10 protein-coding genes are annotated in these 16,774 nt (G+C 43.6%); 1 reads left to right on the forward strand and 9 read right to left on the reverse strand.

All coding sequences use genetic code 11. The features are described 5' to 3' along the window. Positions 1–285 precede the first annotated feature (285 nt). The 7 genes from Cabys_RS10740 to Cabys_RS10770 all read right to left on the reverse strand — a co-directional run bounded on the left by Cabys_RS10740 (position 286) and on the right by Cabys_RS10770 (position 10,601). Positions 286–1,872 carry an IS1182 family transposase gene (locus Cabys_RS10740; RefSeq protein ID WP_006926562.1) on the reverse strand — a complete coding sequence of 529 codons (1,587 nt, stop codon included), beginning with the start codon at positions 1,870–1,872 and terminating at the stop codon, positions 286–288. A 290-nt stretch (positions 1,873–2,162) separates the two neighbouring features. Beyond that, positions 2,163–3,242 carry a butyrate kinase gene (buk, locus tag Cabys_RS10745; protein ID WP_006930459.1) on the reverse strand — a complete coding sequence of 360 codons (1,080 nt, stop codon included), beginning with the start codon at positions 3,240–3,242 and terminating at the stop codon, positions 2,163–2,165. Positions 3,243–3,256: 14 nt separating this feature from the next. After that, on the reverse strand, positions 3,257–4,159 hold the full coding sequence (locus Cabys_RS10750) for a bifunctional enoyl-CoA hydratase/phosphate acetyltransferase (protein WP_006930460.1): 903 nt from the start codon (positions 4,157–4,159) through the stop codon (positions 3,257–3,259). Positions 4,160–4,174: 15 nt separating this feature from the next. After that, positions 4,175–5,182: a sensor domain-containing diguanylate cyclase gene (locus tag Cabys_RS10755; protein ID WP_006930461.1), complete on the reverse strand. Its 1,008-nt coding sequence runs from the start codon at positions 5,180–5,182 to the stop codon at positions 4,175–4,177. An 85-nt stretch (positions 5,183–5,267) separates the two neighbouring features. Beyond that, positions 5,268–7,514, reverse strand: a complete 2,247-nt coding sequence (locus Cabys_RS20660; RefSeq protein WP_006930462.1) for an NADP-dependent malic enzyme — start codon at positions 7,512–7,514, stop codon at positions 5,268–5,270. Positions 7,515–7,534: 20 nt separating this feature from the next. Beyond that, positions 7,535–8,890: a sigma-54-dependent transcriptional regulator gene (locus Cabys_RS10765; RefSeq protein ID WP_006930463.1), complete on the reverse strand. Its 1,356-nt coding sequence runs from the start codon at positions 8,888–8,890 to the stop codon at positions 7,535–7,537. Next, positions 8,880–10,601, reverse strand: coding sequence for a sensor histidine kinase (locus tag Cabys_RS10770; RefSeq protein ID WP_169313662.1), 1,722 nt, complete (start codon positions 10,599–10,601; stop codon positions 8,880–8,882). The genes Cabys_RS10765 and Cabys_RS10770 overlap by 11 nt, the downstream gene beginning before the upstream one ends. Positions 10,602–12,084: 1,483 nt before the next feature. Between Cabys_RS10770 and Cabys_RS10785 the strand changes: the two genes are divergently transcribed. Continuing rightward, complete coding sequence (locus Cabys_RS10785) at positions 12,085–13,338, forward strand: MFS transporter (RefSeq protein WP_006930465.1); 1,254 nt, start codon at positions 12,085–12,087, stop codon at positions 13,336–13,338. A gap of 53 nt (positions 13,339–13,391) precedes the next feature. Here the strand turns inward: Cabys_RS10785 and Cabys_RS10790 are convergent, their stop codons facing one another. Together Cabys_RS10790 and Cabys_RS10795 are read right to left on the reverse strand one after the other, a co-directional pair. Then, positions 13,392–15,428, reverse strand: a complete 2,037-nt coding sequence (locus Cabys_RS10790) for a cache domain-containing protein (protein WP_044281357.1) — start codon at positions 15,426–15,428, stop codon at positions 13,392–13,394. A gap of 71 nt (positions 15,429–15,499) precedes the next feature. Further along, positions 15,500–16,045 (reverse strand): cytochrome c family protein, encoded by a 546-nt coding sequence (locus tag Cabys_RS10795; protein WP_006930467.1) that lies wholly within the window; start codon positions 16,043–16,045, stop codon positions 15,500–15,502. Positions 16,046–16,774: the final 729 nt, after the last annotated feature.

The following is a 16,774-nucleotide window of genomic DNA, read 5'->3' on the forward strand; positions in this document are numbered from 1 at the left end:
GGACAGCCCCGGGGAATTAAAGGGGGTGAGGGAAAGAAAATATTTATAAAAATACATTCTCTTTGACTTTTGGGACAGCTCCGGGGAAAATTGTGCCGATTTGCTTAACTTTTCTCTCAAAATAATTTGTTTAATCTTTTTCTGCGATTATTGACGTAATCCGCTAGAAAATTACTTTGCGCACGTCGCGGTTGATTTTGGTTGCGGCTTCGCAACCTTGAAACACATCATTAAAAACATCTGTCCCGCAATGGAGGCTGTTGCATGGGGGGGAGGAATTAATGCTTATATTCTCCGATATTGATAATTTTTTCTCATTCTTAAGCGTTGGGCAAAATATAGAATTAAAAACGCCAAAATATTCTTTGAAAATAAAATTAATAGATCATCTTTTTCTTGTGATGCTGTTATAAACGCTGCTAAACGTTTCCCTAACATATTTTTAAATAGAACATTAATATTATGCCCAATACACATTAACGTAAATTCACTACGAACATTATTAAGACCAGATAAGGAAAATCCACGATAGCCTAAATTATGCTTCAAGTTACCAAAAACAGGTTCAACTGTCACCGAACGCTTTTTTAGTCGTTCCTGCGCCGCTGAAGTTTGTAACTTTTTCGCCATACGTTCGCAATAACTCTCATTAACTGAACGATGGATTTGCTTAACTTTCTTTTTACTGGAAATGCATAAATTAATTAAGGGACAATCCTGACAATCATTGGAACGATATACGATCCGTTCGCTATTTCTCTCAACTGGAAAAAGCTTCTTACCCGTCGGACATTCATAGTAATCTCCCTGTTCATGATACACAAAATCACTTCGTTTTAGTTTTCTTTCTTCTTTTTGCAATTCTTCCTTGGAGGTTGGTGTCTCCTTTATCGAACGATTGGATAACTGGGGATCGGCTATTACGGCATCAATCTGCTTTTCTTCCAATTCTTTTAGGTCTGTGCTATTGTGATAACCGGAATCGGCCGTGTAAGATCGCTTATCATCTGAACCAAGATTCTTCTCTACTTGTTCTTGAATCGGTATGAATTGACCCTGGTCGTTGGGCTGGCTTACGACTTCATGAGCTACTATTAAATGACTGGACATATCTACGCCTAATTGTGCGTTATAGCCCGGTCCATCCACCGAAGGCATCATGCGGGCATCCGGCTCTTTTACATTTATTTGATGTCTTGAACGGTGTTCTGATTTGAGCTGTTTCTTACGCTCTTTCAATTGGGCTTTACGTTCTAATATCTCTTTCTCTAAGCGCTCAAGCCGTTCTTTCTCCGCTCGAAGAGTTTCTAAATCTAATTCATCCGTGGCCCCCTGTTCTACAAAATTACAGCGCTGCATGTATTGCTTGATCTCTGCTCTTAACTTCTCTATACGTTTGTCTAATTGATCCTCAGTGTAGCCATGACGCTTACTGCTGTGCGCTTTGATTTTCGTGCCATCTATGGCTATCTGGTTGAAACTACTTATGCCTTCGGCCTGGGCAATTAAAAGTATCTCTACAAAATATTGGTCTAATAAATCCAAATGTGCCTTGCGAAAACGACTTAATGTACTATGATCCGGATGCTGATTCCCAGTGATATAAATGTAGCGCGTATCATATTTACACAATTCCTCCAGCTTACGGGTGCTGGTAATGCCGTTACTATAAGCATAAAACCATAAGGCAAGCATCATGTCTGGGGCATAAGAATCACCGCCTTGTGAACTATAACGGGAATAAAGTGCACTTAAATCAAGGCGCGAAACCAACTCCACTACAAATCGACTCTTTGGATCGTCTCTGGCAAAATCTTCCACACTATAGCCAAAGAGATTCATTTGTGAGCGATTATAAGTAATAAAACTCATGGAATTCCTTTGTTATTACTTGTTTTATCTGTCGCCCAGAATTTACAAATTTTTTGAATTTTACTCAAACTGAATTTGCAACAGCCTCAATGGCGGTATACGAAAATTTTTGTGCCGCAAAAATGGTTGAATGTTTTAGGAGTTCGCTCTAAAAAGGTTTTTTTTACTATTCCACCAAAAAAATTCTTTAAAAGTCAGATTGTTTTTATTGTTATTTTGTAAGATTTCTCTCCTGCCGAAGCGGGAGAGAAACGACAAATCTCATTTTTAGAGCGAACTCATTTATTGAATTAATAAACTTTCGCTTCTTCTTCTTTATTTAAAACGCGAAGGGCACCAAGGGCCAGAGCGCGCATCTCTTCTTCGCCCGGAAAGATATAAATGGGCGCGATAAATGAAACGCGTTTTTTGATCAGGTCCACAAATCGTTTGCTTTTGGCCACGCCTCCTGTAAGAGCAATAGCATCCACCTGACCAAAAAGCACCGTTGCCAGCGCGCCGATTTCTTTGGCAATTTGATAGGCCATGGCCTCAAAAATCAATTTGGCTTCACTATCCCCTTTATCGATTCGATCTTCGACCACGCGCAGATCGTGGGTCCCTAAATACGCCACCATGCCGCCGTGGCCTTTGATCAGTTTTTTCATATCCTGATAGGTGTAAGTACCGGAAAAAGCAACCTTGACCAGATCGCCAACAGGAACGCCCCCGCTGCGCTCCGGGCTAAAGGGGCCGTCGCCGTCCAGACCGTTGTTTACGTCGATCACCTTTCCCCTGTAATGAGCGCCCACGGTCACGCCTCCGCCCATGTGCGCCACAATTATACTAGATTCCCGATATTTTTTACCCAGTTTTTTAGCGGTTTCGCGGGCTACCGCTTTTTGATTTAAGGCGTGAAAGATACTTTTGCGTGGTATCAGCGGCATGCCAGAAATACGCGCCAGTTCTTGCAGCTCATCGACGACCACCGGATCGACAATATAAGCCTGGCAGCCCAGGGCCTTACTGATGGCATAGGCGATCAAACCGCCGCAATTGGATGGATGGTCTCCCATGATCCCCTTTTTCAAATCGGCGACCATTTGTTCGGTTACAATGTACGTGCCGCCTTCGATGGGGCGAACCAGTCCGCCGCGGCCTACCACCGCGGCAATCTCGCTTAAATTCACTTTCTGCTCGCGCAAATAGCGAATAATCAATTCCATGCGGTACAGGTCCTGATCCGAAGCTCGATTAAAGCGCGCCAACTCTTCGATCTTATGCGCAATATTTTCCGTTAAAATTTCCTTTTCCCCTTTAAATAAGGAAATTTTTGTGCTGGTAGAACCGGGATTGATGGCCAGAATCAAAGGGTCTTTTATCTCGCTCATTTTCATCTCCTTATTTAGCTTACTACCGCAAGCGCCGTGGCAATGGATAAGAATTTAGCATTTTCGGAATCTGCTCTGGAAGTAAGCACCACCGGCGCGGCGGCGCCCAGAATAACGCCGGCCACAAGCGCATTGCCCAAAATGGTCATCAATTTGTAAAAAATATTGCCCGCTTCGATATTGGGCACAATACAAATGTCGGCTTTGCCTCCCACCGCCGACTGCAGTCCTTTAATCTGATTCGCTTTGGGCGAAAGGGCGTTATCCAGGGCCAGCGGACCATCCACGATGGCCTCTGCCAGTTGGCCCCGTTCGGCCATTTTGGCCATGATGGCCGCATCAGCAGAAGAAGGCATGTTTTCGGCGTTTACTTTTTCCACGGCAGAAAGCAATGCAACCTTTGGGCGCTTATAGCCCAGAGCATGGGCGGCCCGGATGGCGTTGTTGGTAATGGCGATCTTGGTTTTTAGATCGGGCGCAATATTCATAGCCGCATCCGACATCATGAGCAGTTTGGGGTAATTGGGACTTTCAAAAATAGCCAGATGCGAAAGCACCTCAGCCGCCCGCAATCCATATTCCTTATTTAAAATGCCTTTTAAAAAGTTGGCCGTGCTACACAGACCTTTCATAATCACCTGCGCCTCACCGGAGCGCACAATTTCAACCGCTTCTCTGACGCATTTTTTTTCTTCTTTTACATCTACAATTTCGAAATTCTTTACATTGATGTGTTCTTCTTCGGCTCGTTTAATGATCTGTTCCCGGTCGCCCACTAAAATGGCGTCTCCCAGACCGGCAGAATAAGCAGCGTTCAGAGCTAACAATATCTCGGAATCCTGTGCCATGGCAACTGCAATTTTGCGCCGTTCCATTTTAGAAACCTGATTCAGCAATTGTTTAAAGCTTCTGAGCATGGTCTTTCCTTCCTGTTAATCAAATTTCGTAGAGATGGTTGAAACATTCATTGTCCCGGACATTCGTTTGGCTAACATCAAAGCGTTTTTTACCGCAATTAGCAGGCCGTTCAGGCTATTGGCGTTTTCCGGGAAAGTGGCAATTCCGATAAAAACGCCCACGCGTAGTTTTTTTTCTGTAAACTCTGTTTCCTGTACAATTTTTATCAGCTTTTTGGCAGCCTGCAGCGCATTTTTAACGTCCGTGGCTGGCAGGCTGATTAAAAACTCATCCGCGCCAAAGCGGCAAATTTCATCGTATTTGCGCAATTGGATTTTGATTTTTTGCACCATTTCTTTAAGAAGGGATTGAGCCACTTTAACGCCGTATTGCGTGATGATGTGACTGTATTTTTCTACATCTAGCAGCAACAGAGAGTAGGGCTCGTTCATCCTTGTGCTGCGATGAAAATTTTCTTTTAAAAACGGTAAATAAGATTCAAAACGCAGGGCGCCCGACTCTTCATCCACGCGCTCCATCTTTTTTAGTTTTTGCGAAATGCGTTCCAGATAGATTGCCGTAGAAATCATGCCGGCAAAAATGCGCACAATGCTTTGCGTCTCGTCCGAGAAAAAATTTAATACGTTGGAATCGACAAATAAAAAGCCCAGCGGTTGTTGAAAAGCGTTTAAGCTGGTGGCAAAGCCGGATACGAATTCATGTTCCAGACGCAGCTGTTCCACCACCTTCAGCGCATGCTTACGTTCCGGGATATTGATGTCCTGATTGTTCCAGATCAACTCCCTTAACAAACTGGAATCGATGGAACGCCGGTAGTTCTTACAAAAATTCCATGACAAATTGTAAGAATTGCGGATTTCCAGCAGTTCGGTATCCGGATTTAACTCAACAATGGCCGCCGCATTTAAATCAAGTATCCTTACCAGCTGGTTCAAAATATTGTGTAAAATGCGCTCGTAATTTTTGGCGCTGTTGATTTCCGCCATGCTTTTTTCGATGGCTTGCAAAATGGGCTGTTGCACGACATAGCCCTCCTGAATGATCTACTGACCAATTGTTAGAAGATAAAAATCCCCGAACTTATGTTCGGGGATTTTTGAACAATACTTAAGCGTCAACTGCCGCAATAGCGCACATCCGCACAATAGTGTCCACATCGCAATTGCGCTGCAAAACATGAACCGATTTTTCCAGACCAACCAGAATCGGGCCGATGGCTTCTGCCCCGCCCAGGCGCATCATCAACTTGTAGGCAATGTTGCCTGCTTCCAGGGATGGAAAGATAAGGACATTGGCCCGACCTTTCAGATCGGAAAAGCTATAATCTCGATCCCGCAGTTCGGTGTCAAACGCCAGATCGACCTGCATTTCACCGTCGATGATCAAATCGGGCCGCATCTGTTTTACCATCTGTGTGGCTTTGGCCACTTTTTCGGCGTAGGGATGGCGCACGCTTCCGAAATTGCTGAACGAAAGCATGGCAATGCGCGGCTCAATGTCGAAGGTCTTTTTCACCTTATCGGCAACCATGATGGCCGTATTGGCCAGAATTTCTGCCGTGGATTCGATATTCACCGTGGTATCGGCAAAGAAGATGGTCTCTTTTTTCAATACCATGGCGTACAAACCGGCGATAAATTTTTTGTCTTTTTGCACTTCCAGTATTTGCAAAGCGGGTCTGATGACCTCCGGATAATAGTGATTGACGCCGGACACCATGCCATCGGCATCGCCCATACGCACCATCATTACGCCAAAATAGTTGGGATCGGTAGTGAGCAGTCTTCGACAGGCGTTTCTGGTTAAACCTTTCCGCTGTCTTAGGCGATACAGTTCATCCACATAAGCGTCAATCTTTTGGCAAGATGCGTATTCAACGATTTCGGCCCGACTGATATCCAGATCATGTTCTTTGGCCATCTTTAGGATTTGTTCTTTATTGCCCAGTAAGATGGGACTGACGATCTCTTCATCAATCAAAATTTGCGCGGCGCGAAGCACCTTAATCTCTTCGCCTTCGGGCAAGACGATGCGCTTTTTAATATCTTTGGCCTTATTGATTAAAATACGTGAGACCTCATGCGTGCGGCCCAGTCGGCTTTCCAGGCTGTCGCGATAGGCATCCCAATCGGTAATTTTTTTGCGCGCCACGCCCGATTCTACCGCGGCCTTGGCCACGGCCAGAGCTTCCCAGGTGAGCACGCGCGGATCAAACGGTTTGGGGATGATGTATTCCGGCCCGAAATGGAACGGCTTACCGCCATAGGCGCGGATTACGGAATCTGGCACATCCTGGCGGGCCAGTTCTGCCAGCGCATGAACGGCCGCTTTTTTCATTTCCATATTGATCTTACGGGCGTGCACGTCCAGGGCGCCTCTGAAAATAAACGGAAATCCTAACACATTGTTTACCTGATTGGGATAATCCGAACGGCCGGTGGCCATAATCAAATCGCTCCGAACGGCAATGGCGTCCTCATAACGAATTTCAGGATCCGGATTGGCCATGGCCATGATAATCGGTTTGTCGGCCATGGATTTGACCATTTCTTTGGTAACCAGGCCGGCTACAGATACACCGGCAAAGACATCGGCATCTTTCATCACCTCGGCTAAAGTAGCGGGACTGTCGCCATTGGCAAAGCGTTCTTTGTAGGGATTCATGCCTTCTTTACGCCCTTTGTAAACCAGGCCTTTGGAATCGACCAGGTACAGATTTTCTTTTTTCACGCCCAGTTCACAGTACAGAGTGGCGCAGGCAATGCCGGCCGCCCCGGCGCCGCTGAAGACCACTTTAACTTCTTCAATCTTTTTACCCTGCAAATAAAGGGCGTTGAGTAAGGCGGCGGCGGAAATAATGGCCGTTCCATGCTGATCGTCATGGAAAACAGGAATATCCATAATCTCCATCAATTTCTCTTCGATGTAAAAACACTCCGGCGCTTTAATATCCTCCAGATTGATGCCGCCAAAGGTGGGCTCCAGCAATTTAACCGTACGCACGATCTCTTCCGGATCTTTGGAATCGATTTCAATATCAAAAACATCGATATCGGCAAAGCGTTTAAAAAGTACGCCCTTGCCTTCCATCACAGGCTTGCCGGCCATGGGGCCGATATCGCCAAGACCCAGAACCGCCGTGCCGTTGGAAACCACGGCCACCAGATTTCCTTTGGCCGTGTACTCGTACACCAAGTCCGGATTCTTTTCAATTTCGCGACAGGGTTCTGCCACGCCTGGTGTGTAAGCCAGGCTTAAATCACGTTGCGTTAAACAGGGTTTGGTGTTAATAACTTCAATTTTTCCCTTCCGGCCTTCGGAATGATAGGCCAGAGCATCTTCTTTTCGGATCATGGTAACCTCCACATGAAATGTTAGAGAACGTTTTTAATTCCCAGTTCATCCATCTTTCTGTACAAAGATGACAAACTGATATCTAATAATTTGGCAGCTTCTTCTTTATTGTTTCCGGTCCTGCGCAGTATATTCAATATGTGTTCTTTTTCGAAAGCGGCCACAGCGTCTTTTAGACGGTCGGGGACGGCGCTTAAATATTCTTCACGCACCATATTGGGCGGCAGATCGCTTTTGGTAATGTATTCTCCCTCGCATAGAATTAAGGCCCGCTCAATCACGTTTTCCAGCTCCCGGATGCCGCCCTTCCAGGGATAGTTCATAAGAATGCGCATGGTTTCATTGTCGGTGCCCAGAACCCTGCGTTTCAGTTCGTTATTGTACTTTTTTATGAAATGATCGACCAGGAGCGGAATGTCTTCTTTGCGTTCGTTTAAAGAAGGTAGTTTAATTTCCACGACATTCAAACGGTAGTAAAGATCGTCTCTAAAGCGCCCATTTTCGATATCCTTCATCAAATCGCGATTGGTGGCCGCAATAATCCGCACATCGATTTGGATGGGCGTGGTGCCGCCCACGGGCATGATAACGCCTTCTTCAATGGCGCGCAGCAGCTTAACCTGCAGATGCATGGGAATATCGCCCACCTCATCCAGAAAGAGTGTGCCTCCGTTGGCAATTTTGAAAAAACCGTCTTTATCGCGGATGGCGCCGGTAAAAGACCCTTTTTTATGCCCGAAAAATTCGCTCTCCATCAGCGTGCCCACAATAGCCCCGCAGTTAATAGCCACAAATGGCTTGTTGGCCCGATCGCTGTTGTAGTGTATGGCCCGCGCCACCAGTTCTTTTCCCGTTCCGCTCTTACCGGTTATCAGCACATTGCTCTTGGTTTTGGCCACTTTTTCGATCAGCTTAAAAACCTCTTTCATCTGCGGACTTTGACCGACAATATTGCTGAAATCGTAGCGGGAATGAATTTCCCGGCGTAAGGCCTGATTCTCTAAAATGAGTTCTTTGTGCTTAATTAAGTTTTGCACTTTGATTAAAACATCGTCAAAATCAAAAGGCTTAAGAATATAATCGTAGGCGCCCACACGCAGGGCTTCGATGGCTGTTTCCAGACTGCCATAGGCCGTAATAATAATAACCGACGTTTGCGGATAGGTTTGCAAACAATGTTTGGTTAGCTGGATGCCGTCGAGTTCGGGCATTTTAAGGTCGGTGATCATAATATCAAAATTGTTTTCTTCCAGTAACTTTAAAGCTTGTTTGCCATCGGTAGCCGTTTTTACATTGTAGCCTTCTTCTTTTAATACCATTTCCAGCGAATCTCGAATAGACCGCTCATCATCTACGACTAATATATTAGCTTTCATTCATTTGCTCCATATTTGACTTAACTGGTAGTTTAATAGTAAAAATACTACCCTTCCCCACTTCGCTTTTAACCTGAATAGAGCCATTAAAGTTCTTAATAATCCCATAACTGACTGAAAGGCCTAGACCAGTACCGTGTCCCACGTCCTTGGTCGTGAAAAACGGTTCAAAAATTTTATTCAGGTGCTCCTGAGGAATTCCGACGCCGGTATCTGCTATGGAAATAATTACATGATCGTCTTCCAGCCTGGTAGTGATTTCAATTTTACCCTTCCCCTCTTTTAAGGCATCCATGGCGTTAAGCAGCATGTTTAAAATCACCTGAAGAAGTTGATCGGGCGCCAGAAAGAGATTGGGCAAATTTTCCTGTAGATTTAACTGAAAATCGACGGTTTTGGCCCGTCTATCATATTTAACAATGCCGTAAGCATTGCGTACCACATCATTCACATTGACCCAGGTGGCTTCCAGGCTGGAAGGCCGGGCAAAATCGACCAGCTCGCGCACAATACGGGAAATCCGCTCGATATTTTCCAGAATGGTATTCAGATATTGTTTGACATTTTCATCGTTAACCTTGCGTTTGATGATTTGCGTCATGGAAGAGATGCTGGTTAATGGATTGCCAATTTCATGGGCAATGCCCGCAGCCAGTAAACCGATGCTGGCCATTTTTTCCTGATGCGATATTTGAAACTGGGCCTCTTTTAAGGCGCGTGTGCGCTCTTCGATCTTTTTCTCCAGATTCTGGTACGATTCCAGAAGTTTCTGGCGCATGGTCTCGAACTCGGCCGCCAGTTCACGAATTTCGTCTTTTCCCTTAATGGGAAATTTTTCGTTTAAATGTCCATGACTAATCCGTTTGGCCGCCTCTGCCAACATGCGAATAGGCCTGGAAATGCTCTGGGCGGTAAAAATAGCAAAAAATAACAACAAAATACCTAATGCCAGATTGGCCACAATAATTTGAAAAAGAAACTTTCTTAATGGTCGAAAAATGGTTTCCGTGCTTCTTTGAAAAGCAACCTTCCAACCGGGTTCAAAATCATCAATAATGGTTATCCAGGCTTCATTATTAACCAGCTCGTCGATAAACGCCTGCAGTTGCGTGGTTTTTAAGGAAGGCGATTTATCGAAAAGGCGGATTTCCTGCTTAGAAATAACCACGCCATCGTTTTCTGAAATCAGATAAAGACGCGTATTTTGCTGAAGGGCAAAATCGGTGGTTAACAGGTTGTGTAAAGGGTATTTTATGATGAGTATGCGCTCGCTTTCCAGATCAACCTTCAGCCAGAAAGTGGCGTCATCCTGGTTGAAATAGAGACTGCTTTCAGAATGAATTAGGTTGTAGACCTTTTTAACGCTTTGTTCATCAAGCTCTCGCGGAACAATTATTTCACCATTTTCAGACAGCGCCAACGGCTTGCTTACAATAGCCGAGCCGGAATGTTTTAACGTAAATATCTTTTCGTGATCGTCTAAGTTATTAAGCAATATGGTGTAAACACCTTTTTCGACCTCGACAATTTTATTAAAATTTTTCTCCCACGTGATTAAATATTGTTGCTGATCGTTTAAATAGATCTGTCTTAAAATTTGCTTGTTTAAAAAATAACCAACCACACTGAAAATAAGCAGGGGAACATACGCAAACAGCAAAAAATAGATAAAAAATCTTAGATTTAAACCAGAATTTTTCTGAAGTAGCATTTTTTTAATCATATAATTTTCAGGTCATTGACCTTTTTATTTTCATCAACGTTTTTCAAGCACAGGCAGAGTTTGCCTGACAATTACCAAAGAACTAAATATACGACTAAATTCGATTATTTTAAAATTTTGTTCTCATTTTAGAATACATCCTTCGTAGCATCTGTCCCGCCATGCGGGATTTGAAAATTTTTGTGCTGCTGGATTGGTTGAATGGTTGCCAGCCTGTCACTCCTCTTCCCGCCTTTGCACGAAACTGACCAGCGCAAGAATCCTTTACACAGTTGTAAATAATCTGCCATGCGAAACTTCCCCCTCTCCCAGACTTTTATTCTGGGAGAGGGGGAATTAAAGGGGGTGAGGGCCACTCCGGGCATTTCCTGCCACCGTTGGGCAAAAAAAGTGTATGAGTATAAGAGTTTCGAGGTTTTGAGGTAGTTTTTGAACCTTGATTAATGTGATTACAGGATTAACTTGATTTTTTTCACTCGTGAACGTTTACGCTCAATTTTAAGGCGAAATTTTGTAAGCACATAAAGCAAATCATGGAAATCCCGAAATCAAGTAAATCATGGTTCAAAATTGATTGGCCGCCGGTCTGGCATTTCTTCCCGCCTTTGCACGAAACTGACCAGCGCAGGAATCCTTTACACAGTTGGAAATAATCTGCCATGCGAAACTTCCCTCTCTCCCAGACTTTTATTCTGGGAGAGGGGGAATTAAAGGGGGTGAGGGCCACTCCGGGCATTTCCTGCCACCGTTGGGCAAAAAAAGTGTATGAGTATAAGAGTTTCGAGGTTTTGAGGTAGTTTTTGAACCTTGATTAATATGATTACAGGTTTAACTTGATTCTTTTTTTCACTCGTGAACGTTTACGCTCAATTTTAAGGCGAAATTTTGTAAGCACATAAAGCAAATCATGGAAATCCCGAAATCAAGTAAATCCTGGTTCAAAATTGAATGTTCGCCAGCCTGGCACTCCTCTTCCCGCCTTTGCTAAAAATAGCCAGCGCGGGAATCACTTACACTGTTGGAAATAATCTGCCACGCTCAGCCTCCCTCTCTCCAGAACTCTTATTATTGGAAAAGGGGGGAGGGCAATTGAAACTATTTTTAATTTAAAACATTTTTTTCGCATTTTGTGCCTTCTCTGTGCTCTCTATGGTCACTTAAAATAATTTGTTTAATCATTTTCTGCGATGATTGGCGTAATCTGCGAGAAAATTACTTTGCGCCATTTGCGATTAATGATTTCTTTTTTAAAAGCAAAATCATCCCTGCTTAAGTTTTTTTGGCTGCGGCAGCGCTTCATTCACAATGGATTTATTTTTTTTGGTAAATTTCAAACTATGTCATAAATTCGCCAAAGTTTTCTCTGACAGGCGCTGAAATGAATTTTTCGGAAAATTCAGGGAATAATAAAAAGCGAAAATGAATTATTAAATTCTTTAAATCAGATCGACTTAATAAAGAAGACTGGAATATGAAAGGCTACAAAAAAGAACTGACCATTATCTTTCTGGTGATTTTTATTGATTTGTTAGGTTTTGGTATCATCATTCCCATTATTCCCTACTATCTGGAAGAATTTGTAACACAGCCCGATCAAATTGGCAAAGTGATTGCCAGCATGATCACCGTTTATTCGTTGATGCAATTTATCTTTTCGCCCATCTGGGGCAGATTATCGGATCGAATTGGCCGACGTCCGATTTTGCTGATGAGTCTGGCGGGCTCGGCCATCACGCACGTGATATTTGCCCTTGGCGGAAATTTAACCGTATTGTTCGTTGCCCGCATTCTTACCGGTATTTTTGCGGCTACCGTTCCCACGGCCATGGCTTATATTTCCGATATTACGCCGCCAGAAGACCGGGCTAAAGGCATGGGCATCGTAGGGGCAGCTTTTGGATTAGGATTTATCCTCGGGCCAGCGCTGGGTGGAATTGTAAGCGGCTTTGCCGGTCATCGAGTTCCTTTATTGATGGCCGCCGGCTTTTCGATGACGGCATTTACTTTTGCTTATTTAAAGCTAAAGGAAACGGTAGATACTGAAAATCCAGTGGTACGTGATTATCAGCGTTTTAATCTAAAAAACCTGTACCGGGCTTTGCACCATCCCAATCTGGGAATTTTATTTTTGATCTTCTTTATCGTCAGCACATCATTTGCCAATTTTGAAACGATATTTGCTCTGTACCTGGAGCGCACTTTTGGTTATCAAGCGCACCATGCCGGTTATTTTTTTGCCATGATCGGCGTGATCAGCGCCACCACGCAGGGTGTATTTATCGGCAGGCTGGCCAAACGTTTCGGAGAAAAGCGCCTCATAACCACGGCTACTCTCATTCTTGGCGTCGCCTTCATCCTTTTTCCGTTCGTCCATGTTCTGGCCTTCTTTCTGGTCATCGTGGCTGCTATCGCCTTTAGCTTTGGGATGCACAATCCGTCCGTTACGGCATTAATTTCCAAGAATGCGGCGCGCACCGAACAGGGAGGCATTCTGGGTATTAATCAATCCTTTTCTTCGCTGGGCCGCGTTATCGGTCCTTTATGGGCGGGCTATTTCTTTGATAAATTCGGCCCGGAAATTCCATTTGTCAGCGCAGGTCTTTTCATTTTATTGGCCATGGCGCTTAGTTTCAGACTTTACGGAAAATCTTTAAAAGAATCGCACCAGAGCATCGAACAACAACGCGCTGAAGTGCTGCCGGCCAACCATCAAAAGCTGGATTGAATCTTTAGCTATAATAATCCCGAGAGGGACCATTCGATTAAAGGATGGTTGAGTTATTGGGAGGAATCCAGGGCAATAGTCCTGGGCAAGGTAATGGTAAAAGTGGTTCCTTTATCCCTTTCGCTGCTCACCCGAATCATCCCGTCGTGCTCGAATACAATACGCTGGACGATACTTAAACCAATTCCCGTTCCGTCGGCTTTCGTTGTAAAATAAAGATTAAAGATTTTATCCAGTTGTTCCGGAGGGATGCCTTTGCCCGAATCCGTTACCTTAATTATGATCTTATCGTTTTCCTTAGTAACGCATACTTCGAGTCTTTTTCTTTCCGTCATGGCATCAATAGCGTTTTGAATAAGATTGGACATGACCCCGCGCATCTGGTCGGCGTCCCAGAAGACTTCGCCATCCCAGTTGAGTTGAAGAACAAATTCAATTTGTCGGTCTTCAAAGGTCGGCTGATATTGTTTAATGATGGAATTTAACCAATCGCTTAATTTAAATTTGGAAGGACGTATGGGTTCCGGTCTTGAGAATCGCAAAAATTCATTGATTTTTTGGTTGATCCGTTTGACTTCGGTGTAAACAATATCGATTAACTCATTATACACATCTTCATCGCGGGTTGGTTTAAAATCTTTTTTTAGTTGCTGAACAATCGTACTGATGCTGTTCAGCGGATTTCGGATTTCGTGAGCCACGCCGGCAGCCAGCTGCCCTACCGCAGTAAGTTGTTCCTGACGCTTCATGCGGTCTTCAAGATGTTTTTGTCTTGTTATGTCTCTTATTACAACAATATAATTTTCTGTATTGTCGCCATCCCAAAAATGGCTTTGAGATATCAGAACAATTTTCGAGACATCGCCGATCGTCAACTCAATTTCCTGAACCGGCTCATTTTTGCGGACAATCAAATCAAGCGTCTCCGAATGCAGAAGATGGGTGATAGGCTTTCCGAGAACGGCATTTTTGTCCTGCTTGAATAGCCTTTCGGCGGCGCTGTTAAATATTTGAATGCCCTGCCGGTTATTAAACACAATGATGGCGTCGCTTACATTTTCGATAATATTTGAAGAATAGGTTTCGATGACCGCGTATTGTTTTTGCAAAATATCATAACGCTGGCGAATGAATCCAAAGGTAACGATTAAAAATGCAAAACCGATCAGGATAGCGCTTAAAACCAGGAGACGTTGAAAAATGCGATCATTGATGCTTTGCAGGGCCTTTGTCGAAAGTCCCAGCCGGAACAGACCAATTTGCCTGTTTTGATAATGAAATGGATGACTGGCCTCAAAAACGGAGACCGAATCAAAATCCAGAATGCGGAAAGAAACCGGATTGGCGGGTTCGGATTCTTTTAATATCGTTTCATTCAAAGGGTTGCCTAAAAATTGCACGTGACCTGCCGCGGCAATTATGCTGGCGCTATCCTGCAAAGCAAGGTAAATAATATCCGGGCTTCTCTCGGCGATATTACGTATCAGGCGGCCGAAATTAATGTGGTTGGAAAAGGCGCCCATCATTTTCGGCTCACCGATCAACAGCAATACCTCCCCGCCCGGTAAAAATTCACATCCGATTCTGTACTGCACGCTATCCGTTTCCGAGAGCCTTTGTTGCCAGAAAACCGTGTCTCCACTGATGGTTTGAAGGGTAAACGCTTTGTCCAGTAGCTGATTCCACTGCTCCAGAGTTAGTCTTTTAAATTCTCCGACCACGGTCTGAGGCGTGAAGTTGGCATCCAGGAATAATATGCCGGCAATTCCTGCCCGGCTGGCAATAGAATCCAACAGATAGGGATTGAAATCGGTAAGTTTTGATATGGTATAAAGTATTTCTAATGTTCTGGCCATCTGATGTTCGATGATCATTTGAGTCTGGACGTTATTTTTAATCAAATTTTCCGAAGCCAATATAAGCGAGTGCAATGTGGCTTCCGATTGGTTTTCCATCAACTCCATTAACTCTTTTTTGCTTTGACGCATTTCAAAAAAAGCGTTAAAAATCAGAAGAGCGGCAACCAGGAAGTAGAGCATAAATAGATAACGGTAGGTTTTTAGTGTAATAAGAATTTTTTTAAACATCATCAGGCCGGCGCGTTAATAAAACAGAAAAGCCATTACCGTAACGGTAATGGCTTTTAAATTGCCAAATGTAACTATTTCTTTTTTGGCGTAGGATGCGCTATTTTAGCGGAAAATTCTTTATAATTAAAAGGTTTATGGAAAGGATTTTGCTCGTTGTGGCAGGTTACGCACACTTTCTCCTCAGGCAAAACCAGGCCATTAGCCAGAGCCTTTTCGCGATCTTTCATGATGCTCAACTTTTTATAAACGCTTCCCGGGCCGTGGCAGGATTCGCAGGAAACGCCTTCTTCCATGGTCAGTTTACCTTTGGGATCGATCAAAGCTTTGTCAACAGCGGCCATGGTGGCATGGCATTTAGTACACTTGGGATCGGTTGAAGGATCGGCAATGCCATGTTCTTTAGCGTATTTTAAAGAGGCTTCGCTTTTCAGTGATTCCATGGCTTTGGCATGCGGGCCATTTTTCCAGATGGTGTATTGTTTGCCGCTCTTTTTCGTATTGTGGCAGGTTTTACATTTAGCGGCGCCCACATACTTAAAATCTTTGGCATAACTAAACGAGCCCAGAACACCGACAGCCAGAATCAGCGTTAGTAGAAATTGAAAGGATCTTCTCATAATCCTATCCCCTAAGTTTGGTTTAACATTTAAAAGCCATACTAAATTAATCAATTAAACATTATATTTCAACCTATATTTTCATTATTCTGAATGTCCCCCAAATTTTTTAAGATTACAATATTTTTTCTAAAATCATTTTTACAACTCACCCCCTAATCATATAATTACTAACACGTTAGGCATGCTCTTATCCCCCTCTCTTTGCAAAAAGAGAGGGGGAATAAGGGGGTGAGTTTTTCATACATTCAGCTATTGTATTCCCTTAAATATCAATCGATTATAAGGTCTTTGTTTGAAATTTTGGGGGACATTCAGATATTTTCATTATTTTCTTTTTTTGATTTTTAGTAGGCAGCATGGCGCGTTTATAGGGGAAAGGTTTAGAGATAGTTTTTGAACCTTGATTAATATGATTAAAGGATTAACTTGATTTTTTATTTGTGAAAGTTTACACTCAATTTTAACGCGAAATTTTTTAGTTACAAAAAGCAAATCTTGGAAATCCCGAAATCAAGTAAATCATGGTTCAAAATTGATTGGTCGCCGCCCTGGCATTCCTAATTGGCCAGCGCGGAAATCACTTACACTGTTAGAAATAATCTTCCACGCTCAGCCTCCATCTCTCCCAGACTCTTTTTCTTGGAAAGGGGGTGAGGGCAATTGAAACTATTTTTAATTTAAAACATTCTTTGAGCCCTTTGTGACTTCTCTGTGCGCTCTGTGGTT

This window comes from Caldithrix abyssi DSM 13497, assembly GCF_001886815.1.
Classification (GTDB): domain Bacteria; phylum Calditrichota; class Calditrichia; order Calditrichales; family Calditrichaceae; genus Caldithrix; species Caldithrix abyssi.